This window comes from Streptomyces sp. NBC_01006 (assembly GCF_045162725.1).
Lineage (GTDB): Bacteria > Actinomycetota > Actinomycetes > Streptomycetales > Streptomycetaceae > Streptomyces.
Map to the genome: position 1 here is coordinate 289,147 of NZ_CP108701.1, position 14,063 is coordinate 303,209.

General features: G+C 68.5%; 13 protein-coding genes and 1 pseudogene. 5 read left to right on the forward strand and 9 right to left on the reverse strand.

What is annotated here, in order from left to right; translation table 11 throughout:
• Positions 1–29 precede the first annotated feature (29 nt).
• Together OG509_RS41075 and OG509_RS41080 are read right to left on the reverse strand one after the other, a co-directional pair.
• Entirely contained in the window at positions 30–299 is a 270-nt protein-coding gene (locus tag OG509_RS41075) for a hypothetical protein (protein ID WP_331742190.1), read from the reverse strand.
• A 70-nt stretch (positions 300–369) separates the two neighbouring features.
• Positions 370–906 (reverse strand): hypothetical protein, encoded by a 537-nt coding sequence (locus tag OG509_RS41080; RefSeq protein ID WP_406187899.1) that lies wholly within the window; start codon positions 904–906, stop codon positions 370–372.
• Positions 907–983: 77 nt separating this feature from the next.
• Here OG509_RS41080 and OG509_RS41085 point away from each other — a divergent pair, with 77 nt between their 5' ends.
• Together OG509_RS41085 and OG509_RS41090 are read left to right on the forward strand one after the other, a co-directional pair.
• A complete protein-coding gene (locus OG509_RS41085; RefSeq protein ID WP_406187900.1) occupies positions 984–1,205 on the forward strand; it encodes a hypothetical protein in 222 nt (73 codons plus the stop codon).
• 66 nt (positions 1,206–1,271) lie between these two features.
• Positions 1,272–2,516, forward strand: coding sequence for a hypothetical protein (locus OG509_RS41090; RefSeq protein ID WP_331742196.1), 1,245 nt, complete (start codon positions 1,272–1,274; stop codon positions 2,514–2,516).
• Between the two features lie 156 nt (positions 2,517–2,672).
• Here OG509_RS41090 and OG509_RS41095 read toward each other — a convergent pair whose 3' ends face one another.
• From OG509_RS41095 to OG509_RS41110, 4 genes are read right to left on the reverse strand one after another with little or no spacing between them, the layout of a single operon-like run.
• On the reverse strand, positions 2,673–2,906 hold the full coding sequence (locus OG509_RS41095) for a hypothetical protein (RefSeq protein ID WP_331742199.1): 234 nt from the start codon (positions 2,904–2,906) through the stop codon (positions 2,673–2,675).
• Entirely contained in the window at positions 2,903–3,265 is a 363-nt protein-coding gene (locus tag OG509_RS41100) for a hypothetical protein (RefSeq protein ID WP_331742202.1), read from the reverse strand. Before OG509_RS41100 ends, OG509_RS41095 begins: the two co-directional genes overlap by 4 nt.
• On the reverse strand, positions 3,262–3,543 hold the full coding sequence (locus OG509_RS41105) for a hypothetical protein (protein ID WP_406187901.1): 282 nt from the start codon (positions 3,541–3,543) through the stop codon (positions 3,262–3,264). Before OG509_RS41105 ends, OG509_RS41100 begins: the two co-directional genes overlap by 4 nt.
• Positions 3,544–3,592: 49 nt before the next feature.
• Positions 3,593–3,946, reverse strand: a complete 354-nt coding sequence (locus OG509_RS41110) for a hypothetical protein (protein ID WP_331742209.1) — start codon at positions 3,944–3,946, stop codon at positions 3,593–3,595.
• Positions 3,947–4,113: 167 nt separating this feature from the next.
• Here OG509_RS41110 and OG509_RS41115 point away from each other — a divergent pair, with 167 nt between their 5' ends.
• Both OG509_RS41115 and OG509_RS41120 read left to right on the forward strand, forming a co-directional pair.
• Positions 4,114–6,894, forward strand: a complete 2,781-nt coding sequence (locus OG509_RS41115) for a hypothetical protein (RefSeq protein WP_406187902.1) — start codon at positions 4,114–4,116, stop codon at positions 6,892–6,894.
• A gap of 610 nt (positions 6,895–7,504) precedes the next feature.
• Entirely contained in the window at positions 7,505–7,921 is a 417-nt protein-coding gene (locus OG509_RS41120) for a hypothetical protein (RefSeq protein WP_331742216.1), read from the forward strand.
• Here OG509_RS41120 and OG509_RS41125 read toward each other — a convergent pair.
• From OG509_RS41125 to OG509_RS41135, 3 genes are read right to left on the reverse strand one after another with little or no spacing between them, the layout of a single operon-like run.
• A complete protein-coding gene (locus OG509_RS41125) occupies positions 7,918–8,328 on the reverse strand; it encodes a DUF6262 family protein (protein WP_331742218.1) in 411 nt (136 codons plus the stop codon). The genes OG509_RS41120 and OG509_RS41125 overlap by 4 nt on opposite strands.
• Positions 8,318–10,651, reverse strand: coding sequence for a tyrosine-type recombinase/integrase (locus tag OG509_RS41130; RefSeq protein ID WP_406187903.1), 2,334 nt, complete (start codon positions 10,649–10,651; stop codon positions 8,318–8,320). The genes OG509_RS41125 and OG509_RS41130 overlap by 11 nt, the downstream gene beginning before the upstream one ends.
• Positions 10,648–11,733 (reverse strand): tyrosine-type recombinase/integrase, encoded by a 1,086-nt coding sequence (locus OG509_RS41135; RefSeq protein ID WP_406187904.1) that lies wholly within the window; start codon positions 11,731–11,733, stop codon positions 10,648–10,650. Before OG509_RS41135 ends, OG509_RS41130 begins: the two co-directional genes overlap by 4 nt.
• A 119-nt stretch (positions 11,734–11,852) precedes the next feature.
• On the opposite strand from OG509_RS41135, the pseudogene OG509_RS41140 reads away from it, so the two are divergent.
• A pseudogene (locus tag OG509_RS41140) lies at positions 11,853–14,050 on the forward strand (Tn3 family transposase).
• Positions 14,051–14,063 lie beyond the last annotated feature (13 nt).

Sequence of the window (14,063 nt, forward strand, 5' to 3'; positions counted from 1 at the left end):
TGCACGACAGGACCCTGTCGCGTCCGTGGTCAGTCGGCTGTCGGGCGCCAGCGGTGTGTCAGTCGTACCGCGCCGTAGGCGCCCCATAGCCATACGAGCAGCGCCATGGCGAGCGTGGTGGCGAGTACGAGGGTCAGGACCGGCCAGGAGTGGGTTGCGCCGTCGCAGTAGGGGCCGGCCGTCATGGGCGTGGCCAGCCAGTAGTGCGTGGCCAGGCCGATCAGGGACGCGGCCGCGAGCGGTAGGAACAGGGTGAAGAACGCGGTGCTGAGGTAGATGGTCCGGTTGCCGGAGAGCACGCTCAGCGCAGTGATCTGGCGGCTGAACGGACGAATTCGGCAAGGTTCGAGACCACGATGGACACTGCGATCACGATGACGGCGAACGCGCCGAACAGCAGCACCCACAGCCCTTGGCGGTCACGATGACGGCTCTCTTCGGGGTCTCCGTCTGCCGGGCGAAGAGTCCCTGGCCCGGCGTGTCCCAGCTGTAGAGCTCCTTGACCCGCACGTCCGCGTTCCGCAACTCGACCGGCGTAGGCTCCTGCGTGCAGGGAAGCGCGAGCCGTTGCAGCGCTTCGCAGGGGCCGTTGAGTTCGGCGGTCCCCTTCGCATGGTCGACGGCCAGTCGCAGGGCTTGTACGCCTGGTGGGAGTTCTGCCAGGAATGCGGGCGGTACCGGCTTGTCGTCACGGAGCTCCACCAGGACGGCGCTGGTCCCGACGCGCTTGACCGTCTGCTGCGCCTGCACCGCCGGACCGGTGTTGCGGGTCACCCACAACTGGGTCTGTCCGACGAGGACGAACGCGATGACGACCCCGGCGGTGAGCCGAACCGTCGCGCCGGGCCAGGCCGCCGCCCAGCGTCCGGAGACGAGGGCACCGGAGCGGCCCCTACGGCGGCCCAAGGTGAGATGCAGCACGCGATCGGCCCGCGCCGCCACCTGCTCGTCGTGCCGTTTGGCATCTTGCTCTTATTTGTCCGATGCAGCCGATCCAGGACGCGGCGCATTTGCGCTGCGGGCGGATCGAGGTTTTCGACACCCGGGGTGAGCGCCCGCTTCCCGGCGCGGGCCCGGTGCCCCCGCCGCTCGCCGACACCGGCCGGTGCCTGCTCCTCGTACAGGCCGTGGCGGCCCGCTGGGAAGTGCATGACCGGGATCGCGTGGGCAAGACCGTCGTCGCTGAGCTGGGCCGGATGCACTGAACGCCTGCTGATGTAACGCTTGTTAGGGTGAATCCCTTCCGTGTCGTGCAGCTACGGAGGGGGCCGGTGACGTTCGACGAGGAATGGGCGGATGCCCAGAGGACCGCGGCGGCAGGCGGCTCCTCCTACGACCTGGTCGTCACGCAGGACGACCTGGGCGCCGTCGGGCACGAGGCGTTCCTCATCCACGGCCAACTGCGTGCCAAGGCGGACATCGCCGGCACCGGCGCGACCGCCCGTGCCGCTACCGAATGCTCCACCAGGAACCTGGCCATGGGGTCGGAGCCGTCAGCGACGCTCTCCACCTGGGACTCACAGGTCAAGACGGTGCTGCAGATGTACGCGCACATCTCCAACCACCTCGACTTCTCCAAGAAGGCCCACGCGAACGACGACGAGGCCATTGCCGCCGGCATGCGCCACCGCGGACGGTTCCGCGCTGTCGGTCTCCGAGATACAGAGGTACGTGAAGTGACCCTCACCTGGACCGACCTCATCACCCTCGACCTGGGCAAGCTCAACGAGGCGGTGACGGAGTGGAAGACGGCCGCCGAGGAACTCGCGAAGCTGCACGGCACCGTGCGCGACGGCCTGGTGAAGAAGTCCGAGGCAGCGCGGTGGGAGGGGGTCAACGCCACCGTCACCCGGGAATTCGTCCGCAGCGCCGCGAAGGAGGTGGACGACCTCCAGCGTGAGGCCAAGAGCATCCACCTGGTCCTCGCCGATGCACACGCCGAGCTGACACAGATCCAGAAGCAGGCGAAGGCACTGGCCGACGAGGCGAGGCGGGGCGACCCCGCGCACACGCCCGAGCCGGACCCGGGGCTGCTGGTGTCCGACGGCGGCGGTGGCAAGGTCAGGGTGGAATCATCCATCTGCGATGCGAAGGGCCCCAACCAGCGAACCCAGGACATGATCCGCTGGTACGCCGACACGCTCACCGGCCTGGTCAGCCATGCGGCCGATGTGGACGCCGCCGCAACCCGGGCGCTGCGCGCCTCGCACGGCGCCGACCCGTACAACGCCGGGCACGCCGAGTACACCTCGCTCGACCAGGACCAGCTGCCGCGGGCGATGAAGCTGGCCGCCCTGGGCAAGGACGCCAAGCCGGCCCAGCAGGCCGAACTGCGCAGACTGTGGCAGTCACTCAGCCCTGACGCCCGCGCGCAGCTGTGGACCGCCCACAGGGACGATCTCATCGCCGCCGGACTGTTCAACCCGTCGGTCAAGCAGATGGCGGCCGACCGGGGATCCGGCAAGCACGGGGCGGAGGACATCGAATGGAACGACTGGGTCCACCCGTGGGGATGATCCGCCACAGCGCCCCGTCTCAGGACGCAGTCCGTAGCTGCTTGGCTGCCACCGAGGATGACAGAGTACGAGTGCGTCGAGGGAGCGGTTCGTCGGCTCTCCTGGGTGCTGGCGGTCAGAGCAGGTGCGGGGGCGGCGCGACCAGGACGACGAAGATCATGCGTGGCCGTACCCGGGGAAGGGCCTGGGTCTCGAACCAGCCTCCGCACGGCAGGACGTGCCGACGGGCGGTGCCGGGGGTGGGTTCTCCAAGCCGGCCGGGTTGATGCCGAGGTTGGCCAGGTCGACGATCTGCTCGGCGAGGGCCTTCACCTCATCGAGGACCAGTTTGGGGAAGCTCGCCTGATCCTCGGCCTGGAACGCGTAGTCCCACATCCACTCGTCGCTCACCGGGCAGCCCCGCCGACGCCGGCCTCGGCGGCCGCGGCCCGGCGGATGCCGCTGATCTCGGCGGAGATCTCCATGGCGGCCCGTAGGTCGGTCTCCTCGACGGCGGCCGCCTCCAGTTCCCGCAATCGTGCGACGGTCTCGGGGTGCCGGGCGATGGCGACCTCGACGGCCCACGCTTCGGCGAACACCCGCAGCGGCGTCGGCGACGTCTCGGCGCGGGCTCGGGCGGTGGCGGCGGCCCGGTCCTGGTCGAACTGTGGAAGCAGGTGGGGGGCGACCTGGGCGAGCACGATGCGGATCGCCTCGGCCTGCACGGGCGGCTGGGGTACGACCGTGGGTTCGTGGGCGGGCTGGCTCATGCGGCTGCACTCCTCTCAGTGCCGGCCGGGGCTTCCTTGACGGACGCGATCAGCGTCGAGACGTACTGGGCGGAGACGTCCAGATGGCGGGCGAGGGCGGAGATCCCTCCCCGGCCGAGCTCGTCGGCGATGCTACCCGCGGACTTCGCGTAGGCCTTCCGCCGCCGCTCGACCTCTTCGAGCGCGTTGTCGATGGCGGTCTGTCCTTCGCTGAGTTCGCGTTTGTGCGCGGCAGTGAGTTCAGCCTGACGGGCGCGGGCGCGTGGCGTGTCGCTCATGTAGGGAGTGTGCACGCCGCCCGCCTTAATCACAACTCCAACATTGTCATTAGAAGGCGCTCGACGTGCACGGGGCGACTGCCTTGACGGGATCGGCGTCGTGGGGCGGTACCTGCTTCCAGGCCGCCCTCAGTTCGAGCACCCTGCGATGGCCGGAAGCCTTGGCCTCCTGGCCCATGGGGCTGGCGAACCAGGCCTGGAACCGGGAGGTGACCTCCCCGGCCGCGCGGACGGCGTCCCCCCGCAGCACGTACGGCTTCGGGGACTGGCTCTGCCGTGCGGTCGGCGCGGCGGCCCCCGGGCCGACCGCTGCGGCAGCGCTGCAGGCGTTCTCGGCGGGGCGGGGTACCTGCGGGGGAAAGGCCGACGACGCGCGGCCGGGGACGGTCGGAAGGTCAACCATCGGGTCATCGTTCCGGATCCAGGTTCGGGGGGAGAGAGACCTTTCCGAAGCGTTGTGTTCTCGCCAGGTATCGGTTGCGGGCCAGTTGTTTCTGGCCTGGTCGGCGTGGGCCGAATGGTCAGGGCGTAGCATCCGCTGGTTCTTTCACTGGGGGGGGAGGCCGGGCGATGCGTACGTTGGAGTCGCAGCTGGAGATCTGGTATGCGAGGGCTGAGCATTTCTTCTTTGTGCCGGATCCGGAAGGCGTCTTTTTCCGGTGTGCGGGTGCTTCTCTGGCTGAGCGGGAGGCTGCTCGTCTTCTGGGGAGGCGTGAAGGGGTCAGTCGCTCCGCGGTCTTGGCGCGTATGTGCACGGAGCCGTATCGCGAGCGGGCGATCGGCCTGTGTGATGACGTGCTCGGAAGTCGGGCCCGTTTTGACAGGGCGTGTGGCGAGTTAGCCGAGGCTGCGGTCGCCTATGGGCAGGCCGTGGACGAGGCGGAGTGGGATTGGCGGCCGGTCTGCCTGCTGCCGGCGGGCGGTCTCCTCTTCCTGCTCCTGATCTGGGGTCCGCTGATTCCGCTGTTGCTCCTTGCAGCTGCGGCGGGGGTTGTCACCTGGCTGCACGTTCGGGGCGGCACGGTGTGGTCGAACCTGCGGCAGTGCCTGCGGGCAGCGACCGCGAAGTTCCGCTGGTTGGCGTACCGCTTCGGTGCGGGGATGTGCGCGATCGAGTGGGCGGAGCTCCTGCAGCGGGAGGGGACGGGGCCTGCGGCCGTTGCGGTGATCCGGGAAATGCTGGGAGAGGATCCGGATTCCCTGCTCGTCCGTGACGGTCATGAGGATGGTCTGCGTACCCCGCGGGCTGCCCACTATGTGGTGGAGAATGCCGCGCTGCTGCAGTTGAAGCGGAAGCTGCAGCAGATTGAGGGCGGGACCATCGCTGTCTGCGGTCCGCGGGGTTCGGGGAAGACCACCCTGCTGGAAAGCGCCGTGCGGGCGGCGGATTTCGGGGTCATGGCCCAGGCGCCGGCCTCGTATACCCCGCATGACTTCCTGGTGTCGTTGTCGGTACGCCTGTGCCAAACGTATGTCCGGGACAGCGGTAAGCCGGTTCCCGAATTCACACGGCTTTCGCCCTTCGAGCGGCTGGGCCGGAGGCTGCGGGCGGTTGGGAAACGTGTGGGGCGGTGGGCGCTGTTCGCGGTGCCGGCCGCGGCGCTCGTGGTGCTGGGTTCGGCAGCATCAGTGCGTGCGCTGTACAGCAACAACCTGCCTGCGGGGGCTCATCTCGTCAGCGTCTTCTCTGAGAGAGTCAGCCGCGGCGTTGTCCAGATGTGGCAGGGACATTCGGTCACCAGCAGCATGCTGGTTGCCGTGGTTGGGTTGTTGTGGTGGCGAGGACGGAGGAGGGCCGGCGTCGTCCGTGTGCTGTTCCAGATCCCGCTGGTGTTCGCCGGATTGTTGGGCTTCCTGCTGGTTGCGGCAGTCGCCCGTGACCTGGCCACCGACAAAGAGATCTTCTTCCAGCTCGAGCAGGTGGACATCCGCACCTTGATCGTTTTATTCGTGCTCCTGGTCGCGTGTGAGGGCTGCCGCACGGCCAAGGAGTCGGAGGGGGAACTCTCGATCGGTTCCTACGAGATCTCGGCCAGAGGCGTCTTCCGCCCTCTCACCTACCTCGTAGGCGGCCTGTTCCTCGTCCTGCTGCTGCGCAACGACCAGTTCCAGGCCCTCCTGGCTAATCCCGCGAATCCTCTGCGGCTCGCCGCCCTCGTCGTTGCGGCGCTGCTGCTCAGGATCGGGCTGTGGAAGCCCGGCCCGGCCGAGTCACCTCTTGTCGTGCGCTGCCAGGACTACCTCTACCGCCTGCAGACCGTGCAGTCGTCATCGAACGCCCTCAGCTCCAGCGCCGCGCAGGTCCTGACCTTGGGCACCGCCCACACATCGTCCCTTTCGACGGTACCGGTGAGCTTCCCCGAACTGGTCGATGACTTCCGGCGCCTCCTGAGTCTCATCTCCACGGAGAAGGCCAGAGCGGGCAAGGCCGTGGTGATCGCCATCGACGAGGTCGACCGGCTGGGCTCCGATACCCAGGCGCTGGCGTTCCTCAGCGAGATCAAGGCCATCCTGGGTGTCCCTGACGTCTACTACCTGATCTCGGTGGCCGAGGACGTCGGAGCCGCTTTCGTGCGGCGCGGGCTGCCCCACCGGGACGTGACCGACAGCTCCCTCGACGACATCCTCCATGTCCAGCCCAGCACTCTCGAAGAGTCCCGGACGATTCTCTCCAGCCGCTCAAAGACACTCACAGCCCCGTACGCTGGGCTGGCCCATGCACTGTCGGGCGGTGGCCTGCGAGATCTCCTGCGGTACGGCCTGCAGATCCTGGAAATGCAGGAGAAGTCGCAGTCCGACGAACTGACCGAGATCTCACGCCACCTGATCCTGGAAGAGCTGGCCGAGACACTGGCCGGCTTCCGGACTCTGCTGAGCAAGCACCAGTTCACACGCAGCACCAGCGGCATCCTCTCTTCCTTCGGTGCGCTGGTGAGGGACCTGCAGCTTCCGTGTCCGTGCTCCGACCTGAGTCTGCGGCCCACCCTTGAGCGGTTCGCCTTCTACGGAGCGGCCGACCACTCGGACACCCCGGCCGACCCCGATCTTGTCGATACCACTCGCCAGCTCATCGAGGAGGCCTCCGCGTACGCGTACTTCTCGCTGACTCTCCTCGACATCTTCAGCAGCAGCGGCCTGGACAGGCGCACTCGCTCGGCTGCGGCATTCGGCCGCGAAGGTGACCTTCAGCGTCTGGCCGACGCCCGGCAAGAACTGGGGATCTCGCCCTACAGCGCGCGCACGCTGCTGGACGGCATCCGGGTGGCATGGACCCTGCCCTTGCAGCCGAGGACCACTGGGAACATCCCGCTGCAGCGAGCAAGTGACTGCTCCCTTCACAACACGTCCTGATGCGTCCTGGCAAGAACCGGCTAGGTGGGCACCGGGTCCCGCATGTCCGTCAAGGCATCCTCGGCCGCCAGAAGAGCCCGTGCCGCTCTGCCCACCGGTCCCGTACGCCCTGGCACACCTGGCCAACAGCATGGCCTCGGTCTGCCGGTCGACCTTCCCCGCCGCCTTGCCCAGGGGTGGCCCGTTTCGCACGTATCTCCTCCCGCCTCCTCCTTGCCAAGGCCGGCCCGATCAGGGGACGCGACCGCCTGAACCCAGGCGTCCACCTCACCTTCCTCAACTGCCGCAGCAGCAGATACCGGAGCCTGTTACGGCCTCGGGGAACAGCGGTACCGGTGAGAACGATCATGGTCGGCTAGCACAGTGATCCGGCGCTGCGCTGGGGTTCGCGGGAAGATCGTCGATCGCCGGTGAGGGGCGGCTACCGTCCGGCCCGTGCCGGTGGAATTTCTGACTGATGAGCAGGCCGTTATCTGGACCTCTTGCGCTCACCAGGCGGGATGAGCTGGTCTTTTATGTGGCTGACAGTGTCAGTCACCTCTCCGTAGAGTTGCTCAGCGCCACCGGAGCTGATCCAGCTGGCACCGCAGGGAAGGGAGGACCCACCTACATGACCACCCCGCCGTCCGAGCGCACCCTCACCTACGCCGAAGACCTCAGGCCCGACGACGTCCGCGCCTTGGAGACATTCCTCAATGTCCAGTTGGGGCGGGTGTACGAGGAGGTCGGGGAGACCGGTGAGACGTCCTTCGCGATGCGGTCTCTGCTCATCCTGGTCTGCGACTCGGCCGGGCTCCTGTACACGCTCCTCGCGGTGGAGCGGCCACAGACGTGGCAGCGGGCCGCGATCGTGCGGGAGTGGCAGCGGCTACGCAGTACGGCCCATGAGTTCAACCACTGCGAGGGCTACGACCATGACCGCTGGTGGAACCAGGTACGGCACTTCGACGCCTCCGACGAGACCGCCGAACAGGACCGGATCCGCCGGTTCGCCGATGTCGGGCCGTACCTCGAGACCGGACATTAACCGCGTGGAGCGGGGATGCCTCGGCGAAGGTCGCGGAGCTGTCCGAGGGCCACGGCGAGTTCGTTGCGGAGCCGCTCGTTCTCCTCGTTCAGTTTCCGGTTGGCGTCCCGCAGCGCTCGCACCACCGTCTCGTGCGACTTGGTGGTGATCCGCTGCTGATCGGGCAGGGCCGGTCGTCCCGTGGCGGGCTGCTTGCTCGCGAGGTCGCGCAACCTGGCCAGCAGCGGAGCCTGGGCGTCGTCATAGAGGAAGGTCCGGGAGACCCCTGCCCGCGCGGCAACGCCGGCGACGGTCACCGGTCCGCCGTCGCGCTCCAGCCCCTCCAGGGCAGCTTGGACACGCTCGATGCAGCCCAGGCGGCGTTGCTGTGCGGCCTCGGCCAGACGCTTCGAATTGTCAGCCCGCATCGGCTTCCCCTTCCGTTTCGCCTGGGCCGCCGGGAAGGTCGTCCAACGCCGGGGCAATTCCGTCGTTCTCCTGCTTGGTGATGCGCGCGATGAGGTGCTCGACTGCGGCGGCCAGCTGTGCATTGACGTCAGCAGCGCGGGAACGGCCGGCGGTAGCGGCGCCGGCTTGCAGCTCGCGGGTGCGGGCGAGGGTGTCGTGGTGGATGGGCAGGAACTGCCGGTCGCTTTGGAAGTCGTCGCAGAAGTAGCAGCCGTCGGCCGCGGTTTTGGGGCAGGGGCGGGAGATGTGCCGTCCGCACCAGCCGCCGGCGACGGCGTGGAGACGGCGGCCGATCTTCTCTGCGAGCCACTCGACACCAGACAGGTCGCTGTCGCGGTGGATCTTGACGGCCTCGCCCTTGAGGTTGAAGCGGACCTCGTACTTCTCCTCGTACTCGCGGCGAAGTGTGTCGTCCGCGATGCGCGAGTAGTGCTCCTGCATGGCCCAGGAGGTGTGGCCCAGGACCTCGCGGATGGTGCGTCCGGACACGCCCGCGTTCGCCATTCTGGTGCCCAGCGTGTGCCGGAACTGATGCCAGCTGACAGCGGCGGCGTCGCCGTTGGAGTCGATGAGGCGAATCCGCTTCAGCCAGGCGTCGAAGCGGGTGTCGACGGTGCCGTAGGGCATCGGATACTTTCCGTCCGGGTTCCCGCTGACCTTGGGGAACAGCCACTGGCAGGCGCCGCCGAACCGTTCCCGGACCCGGCCGTGCTGTTCCCGGATCGCGTCCACCACCACGCGGGAGGCGGGGATGGCCCTGAAGCTCTTGTCCTTGCTCTTGTAGTGGACCAGGGCCCAGCGGCCCGACGGGGTCTTCTTCAGGCAGTCGGTCTTCAGGGTGAGTGCTTCGCTGATGCGCAGGCCCTCGTCGCGGCAGATCATCACCAGTGTGCGGGTCTCGGGGTCGAGCAGGGCCAGATTCTCCTCGGACTCGATCTGCTCCATCAGGTGCTCGTCGATGAAGTTGGCCTTCAGCCCGCGCGGCCGCGGGTATTCGTCCGGGTGGATCCGGGCGTCGGCTGGCAGCGTGGGCTGCCAGTCGTAGCGGCGCCACGTTTCGAGCATGGTGGAGACCGCCGACAGCAAGCGGCTGCGGCTCCCCGGGGACACTGGCTGGCCAAAATACGGTCCCTTCTGCTCCACCGTCCTGCGGCCGACCCAGCCGATATAGGACTCCAGCAACGGCCGGTCCAGCACCGCCGGGTCGTTCTGCCGGTCCGGGCGGGCCTCCGCGATGAACCGGGAGAAGAGCACGAAGTCGTGGAGGTTGCGCGCGGCCGACCGCAGTTCCGTGCGCGCGAGCCGCACCCGCAGGTAGCGCTTGACCGTCTGCCTCAGCCAGGTCTGGGTGATTCCGGTGAAGTCCAGCGGGGCGACGCGCTGCCGCTCCTCGATGCTGTAGCCGAGCCGTTCGGGGCGCCACACGTCCCTGTCCCACTCCTCCGCTGGTCCATCGAGGTCGCCGAGGGCTTCCAGCAGATCGGTGAAGAGCTGAGGGACGGTGGTGTAGTTCAGCGACAGGCAACGCCAGTGGTGGGCGGTACGGTCCCGCACTGAGGACACGCCCTCGGCGATGACGGTGTTGATCGCGCGGTCCCAAGAGCTGGGGATCACCTTGGAGCGGCGCTGGTCGGTGCGGAGCTGGAGCAGGTACTGGAACTCCAGCGCCGCCAGCGGCGGTAGGCCCGCGACGGAGAAGCTGGGGACGTTGCGGAGCGTCAGCTCGGCGGACAGCGCGGCCAGCGGAGGCCGCCCGACCTTCGTCCAGCGGTAGTGGTGCCCGTCGCACAAACCGTTGCGGCTGATCTCGTAGCCGCAGTCCGGGAAGCCGCACCGCCCAGCCGCTGGACGGGAGAGTTCCGGCGCCACGTCGGCATACTCGCGGACGCTGATGCGCTGGCCCCGCGAGTGCAGACCGTTGAGGTCGGCCAGGTGCAGGTCACACAGGCCCGACAGGCCGCCGGAGTGCAGGCATTCACTGACCAGGCACGAGGCCACGTCCAGGCTCAGCCCGGCCGGCCAGTTCGCCGGGTCCGCTGTCCACGCCTCCCGCTCGGGCCGGCCGGCCTTCCGCCAGGCTGCGTCGTGCGCGGCGCACAACCCGTGCGAGGCGTTCTTCCTCAAGCATGTGGTGATCACGCACGGGGTCGGGGCCAGGAAGTGCCCGGCGGGCGGCACGAAGCGCTTGACTCGGAACTCCGGCCGCACCACGCGGAGCAGGGCCGCGGTCCGCGGATCTGCAGGGAACGGGACGACGGCGGCCAGGCGGCCGTCGGCGCTCACCACGAGCCCCTGAAGCCGACCCGGTCCAGCTCGTCGGCCAGGTCGTCCGCGTCCAGGTGGCCGTAGGTGTCCGCCGTGGTGTGGACCGAGCGGTGCGTGAGTAGCTCACTCGCCACTTCCAGCCGCACGCCCGCCCGTAGAAGCGCGGTCGCGTGAGTGTGACGGAACAGATGGGGGTGAAAGTCGACTCCTGTGCGTCGTCGCAGCCGCTTGACCAGGCTCATCGCCGCCCAGTACCCCATCGGCGTGCCGATGGTGCCGTTCCACAGGTTCACGAACACGTAGTCGCAGTCCAATTCGCCGTACTCGGCGAACAGGTAGTCCGTGTAGAGGTCGAGCAGCGTCTGCCGGACGGGGATCTCCTTCGGGTCGTGGCTCTTGCCGCGTGCGCGGTTGGCGTTGTCCTCCCGAGGCCGTAGTGTCAGCGTCCGCCGGTCCGTGTTGATGTCCTCGTGCCGCAGGCCAAGCGCCTGCCCGATCCGGCAGCCCGTCTCGAACATCAAAGCCATCAGCAGCCGGTCCCTCAGCCGCTCGGAGGCGTCGAGGATCTTCTGCACCTCGGCGTCCGTCAGCGTTCCGGGCCTCCGCTTGACCTGCTTCAGCCGTGTCGGCCGACGGGTGACCTGCCGCTCCGCGATGCCGGCGAGGAACCCGCCGTGGTCGCCGGTCGATGTCGCTCGGCGGTGCGTCAGCTGGGCTCCCATGCCGACACCGCGGCGCGCGAGGAACTCGTAGAACATGTAGACGCTGTTCAGCGCGCGGTTCACCGTGGACGGCTCCCGGGCAGGACCATCGGCGTCCGCCGACCGTAGCCGTCCCGGCTGGACCGGGCGTCGCAGCCAACCGGCGAACTGGTCCACGTGCTCCGGAGACGCGGTCAGCAGATCGACCTCCAGGAGTTGGAGGAAGACCAGCCACACCTTCAGGTCGAAGGCACGGGCCCGGAGGGTGTTGGGCGAGTGCTCTCGGTCGGTGCACAGGGCGAGGTAGTCGTCCACGATCTCGACGACCCGTCCTTCGCCGTCCACGACGGTGTACGTCTCATTACGCATCCCCGTCCCGACGACCCGTCGCACGTACATCCCCGGCCTCCCCACCCATTGGTTCCACGGATGGAGCAACGACCGTCACGGACAACGGTCACGACGAAGTGTCAGCCACAGGTCCAGATGCCACCTCCCGAGCCACGTGCCGTACGTCGCTGACACCTCAAGACCGCGTACAGATAGAGGCCGAGGCGTACGGAAAGTTCGCCGAGGAGCCGACGAGGCCCGAGCTGGAGCGGTTCTTCTTCCTGGACGACGTCGACCGGGATCTGATCGCGCTGCGGCGTACGAACCACCATCAGCTCGGGCTCGCGCTCCAGATGTGCACGGTGCGGTACATCGGGCTGTTCCTGGAGGACCCGCTGGCGGTGCCGTGGCCGGTGGTGGATCATCTGGCTGCGCAGCTCGGGATCGAGGACCCGTCGTGCGTGAAGCGGTACACCGAGGGTCGGCAGACGTTGTACGACCATGCGTGGGAGATCCGGGACGCGTACGGCTACCACCTGTACGAGGACGCCGAGTGGGGCCGGCGGTTCCGTACGTTCCTGCACGGGCGGGCGTGGACGCACGCCGAGGGGCCGGTGGCGCTGTTCAACCAGGCGGTGGGCTGGCTGCGCCGTCATCGGGTGCTGCTGCCGGGGGGTGAGCGTGCTGGCCCGGCAGGTGTCCGAGGCGCGGGCTGCCGCGGAGAAGCGGCTGCACACCACGGTGGCGGGCGCCGCCCGGCGGGCGGATCCGGCGCTGCCCGGCTGGTCCGACCCGCGGTCCCGGCTGCTGGACGGCCCGGAGTGGGAGGCCGTGCGTGAGGACGTCCTGGCAGGGCTGAGCCTGGACATGCCGGTCCAGGAGCACCTGGCCGAGCTCGTCCGGGGCCTGGACGCCGGGTGGAAGCAGCTCGCGGAACGCCTCGCAGAAACGGGGCCCGGCCGCGAAGGTCAGCATCGAGACGACCGAGAGCGGCCGGGCGAAGCTGAACGTGAACAAGCTCGGCGCGCTCGGCGAGCCGAAGTCCCTGGCCTGGCTGCGCGGCCGGGTCGAGAAGATGCTCCCGAAGGTCGACCTGCCGGACTTGCTCTTCGAGGTGCACGCCTGGACCGGCTTCCCGGACGCTTTCGTCCACCTCGGCGACGGCACGACCCGGATGAAGGACCTGACCACCTCGGTGGTCGCGCTGCTGGTCTCGGAAGCGTGCAACATCGGCCTGACCCCGGTGGTGAACCCGGGCCACGAGGCGCTCACGCGGGCCCGGCTCGTGCACGTCGACCAGTACTACCTGCGGGCCGACACGATCGCCGCGGCGAACGCCTTGCTGATCGACGCCCAGGCGAGAGTGCCGATCGTCCGGCTCTGGGGTGAGGGGTTGCTGGCGTCGGTCGACGGGCTCCGGTTCGTCGTTCCCGTCCGCACCATCAGCGCGGCTCCGTCGCCGAAGTACTTCGGTTTCAAAAGGGGTATTGCATGACTAAATGCCGTAAATAATCAGGTTGCGGGCATCGAGCAGATGGTCGTGCCTGGCACCCCGCGTGACTCCCTGCACATCCTGGACGCCCTGCTGAACCTTGACGGCGGGGTGAAGCCGGAGATGGTGGCCACCGACAACGCCTCGTACTCCGACATGGTCTTCGGCCTGTTCCAGATCCTCGGCTACAACTTCAGCCCGCGGTTCCGCGACTTGGACGACCAGCCGTTCTGGCACGCGACGATGCCCGGGGTCGAGACAGGGACGTACGGGGTGCTGAAGGACCTAGCCCGCAACCGGGTCAGCCTGAACAAGGTGATCACGCACTGGCCGGACATGCTGCGGGTCGCCGGCTCCCTGGTCACCAGCCAGGTCCGCGCCCACGACCTGCTGCGGATGCTCGGACGGGAGAACCGCCCGGTCCCGCTGGGGCAGGCGTTCGCCGAGTACGGGCGGATCGCGAAGACCGAGCACCTGCTGCGCGTGGTCGACCCGGTGGACGACACCTACCGGCGGCAGATGAACCGGCAGCTCACCGTGCAGGAGTCCCGCCACAAGCTCGCCCGGGACGTGTGCAACGGCAAGCGCGGCACCATCCACCAGGCGTACCGCGACGGGATGGAGGACCAGCTCGGCGCGCTCGGCCTGGTCCTCAACGCCATCGTCCTCTGGACGACGAAGTACATCGACGCCGCCGTCGCCCAGCTCCGCGCCGAGGGCCACGAGCTCCGCGACGAGGACATCGCCCGGCTCTCCCCGCTCAAGCACCGCAACCTGAACCTTCTCGGCCGCTACAGCTTCACCGCAAGCGTCCCGGCCGCCGGCGCCCTGCGCCCGCTGCGCGACCCGGACGCGCCGGAGCTGGAAGGGGACGACGAGGAAGAAGGCTTCTGACACCTACTCGCCG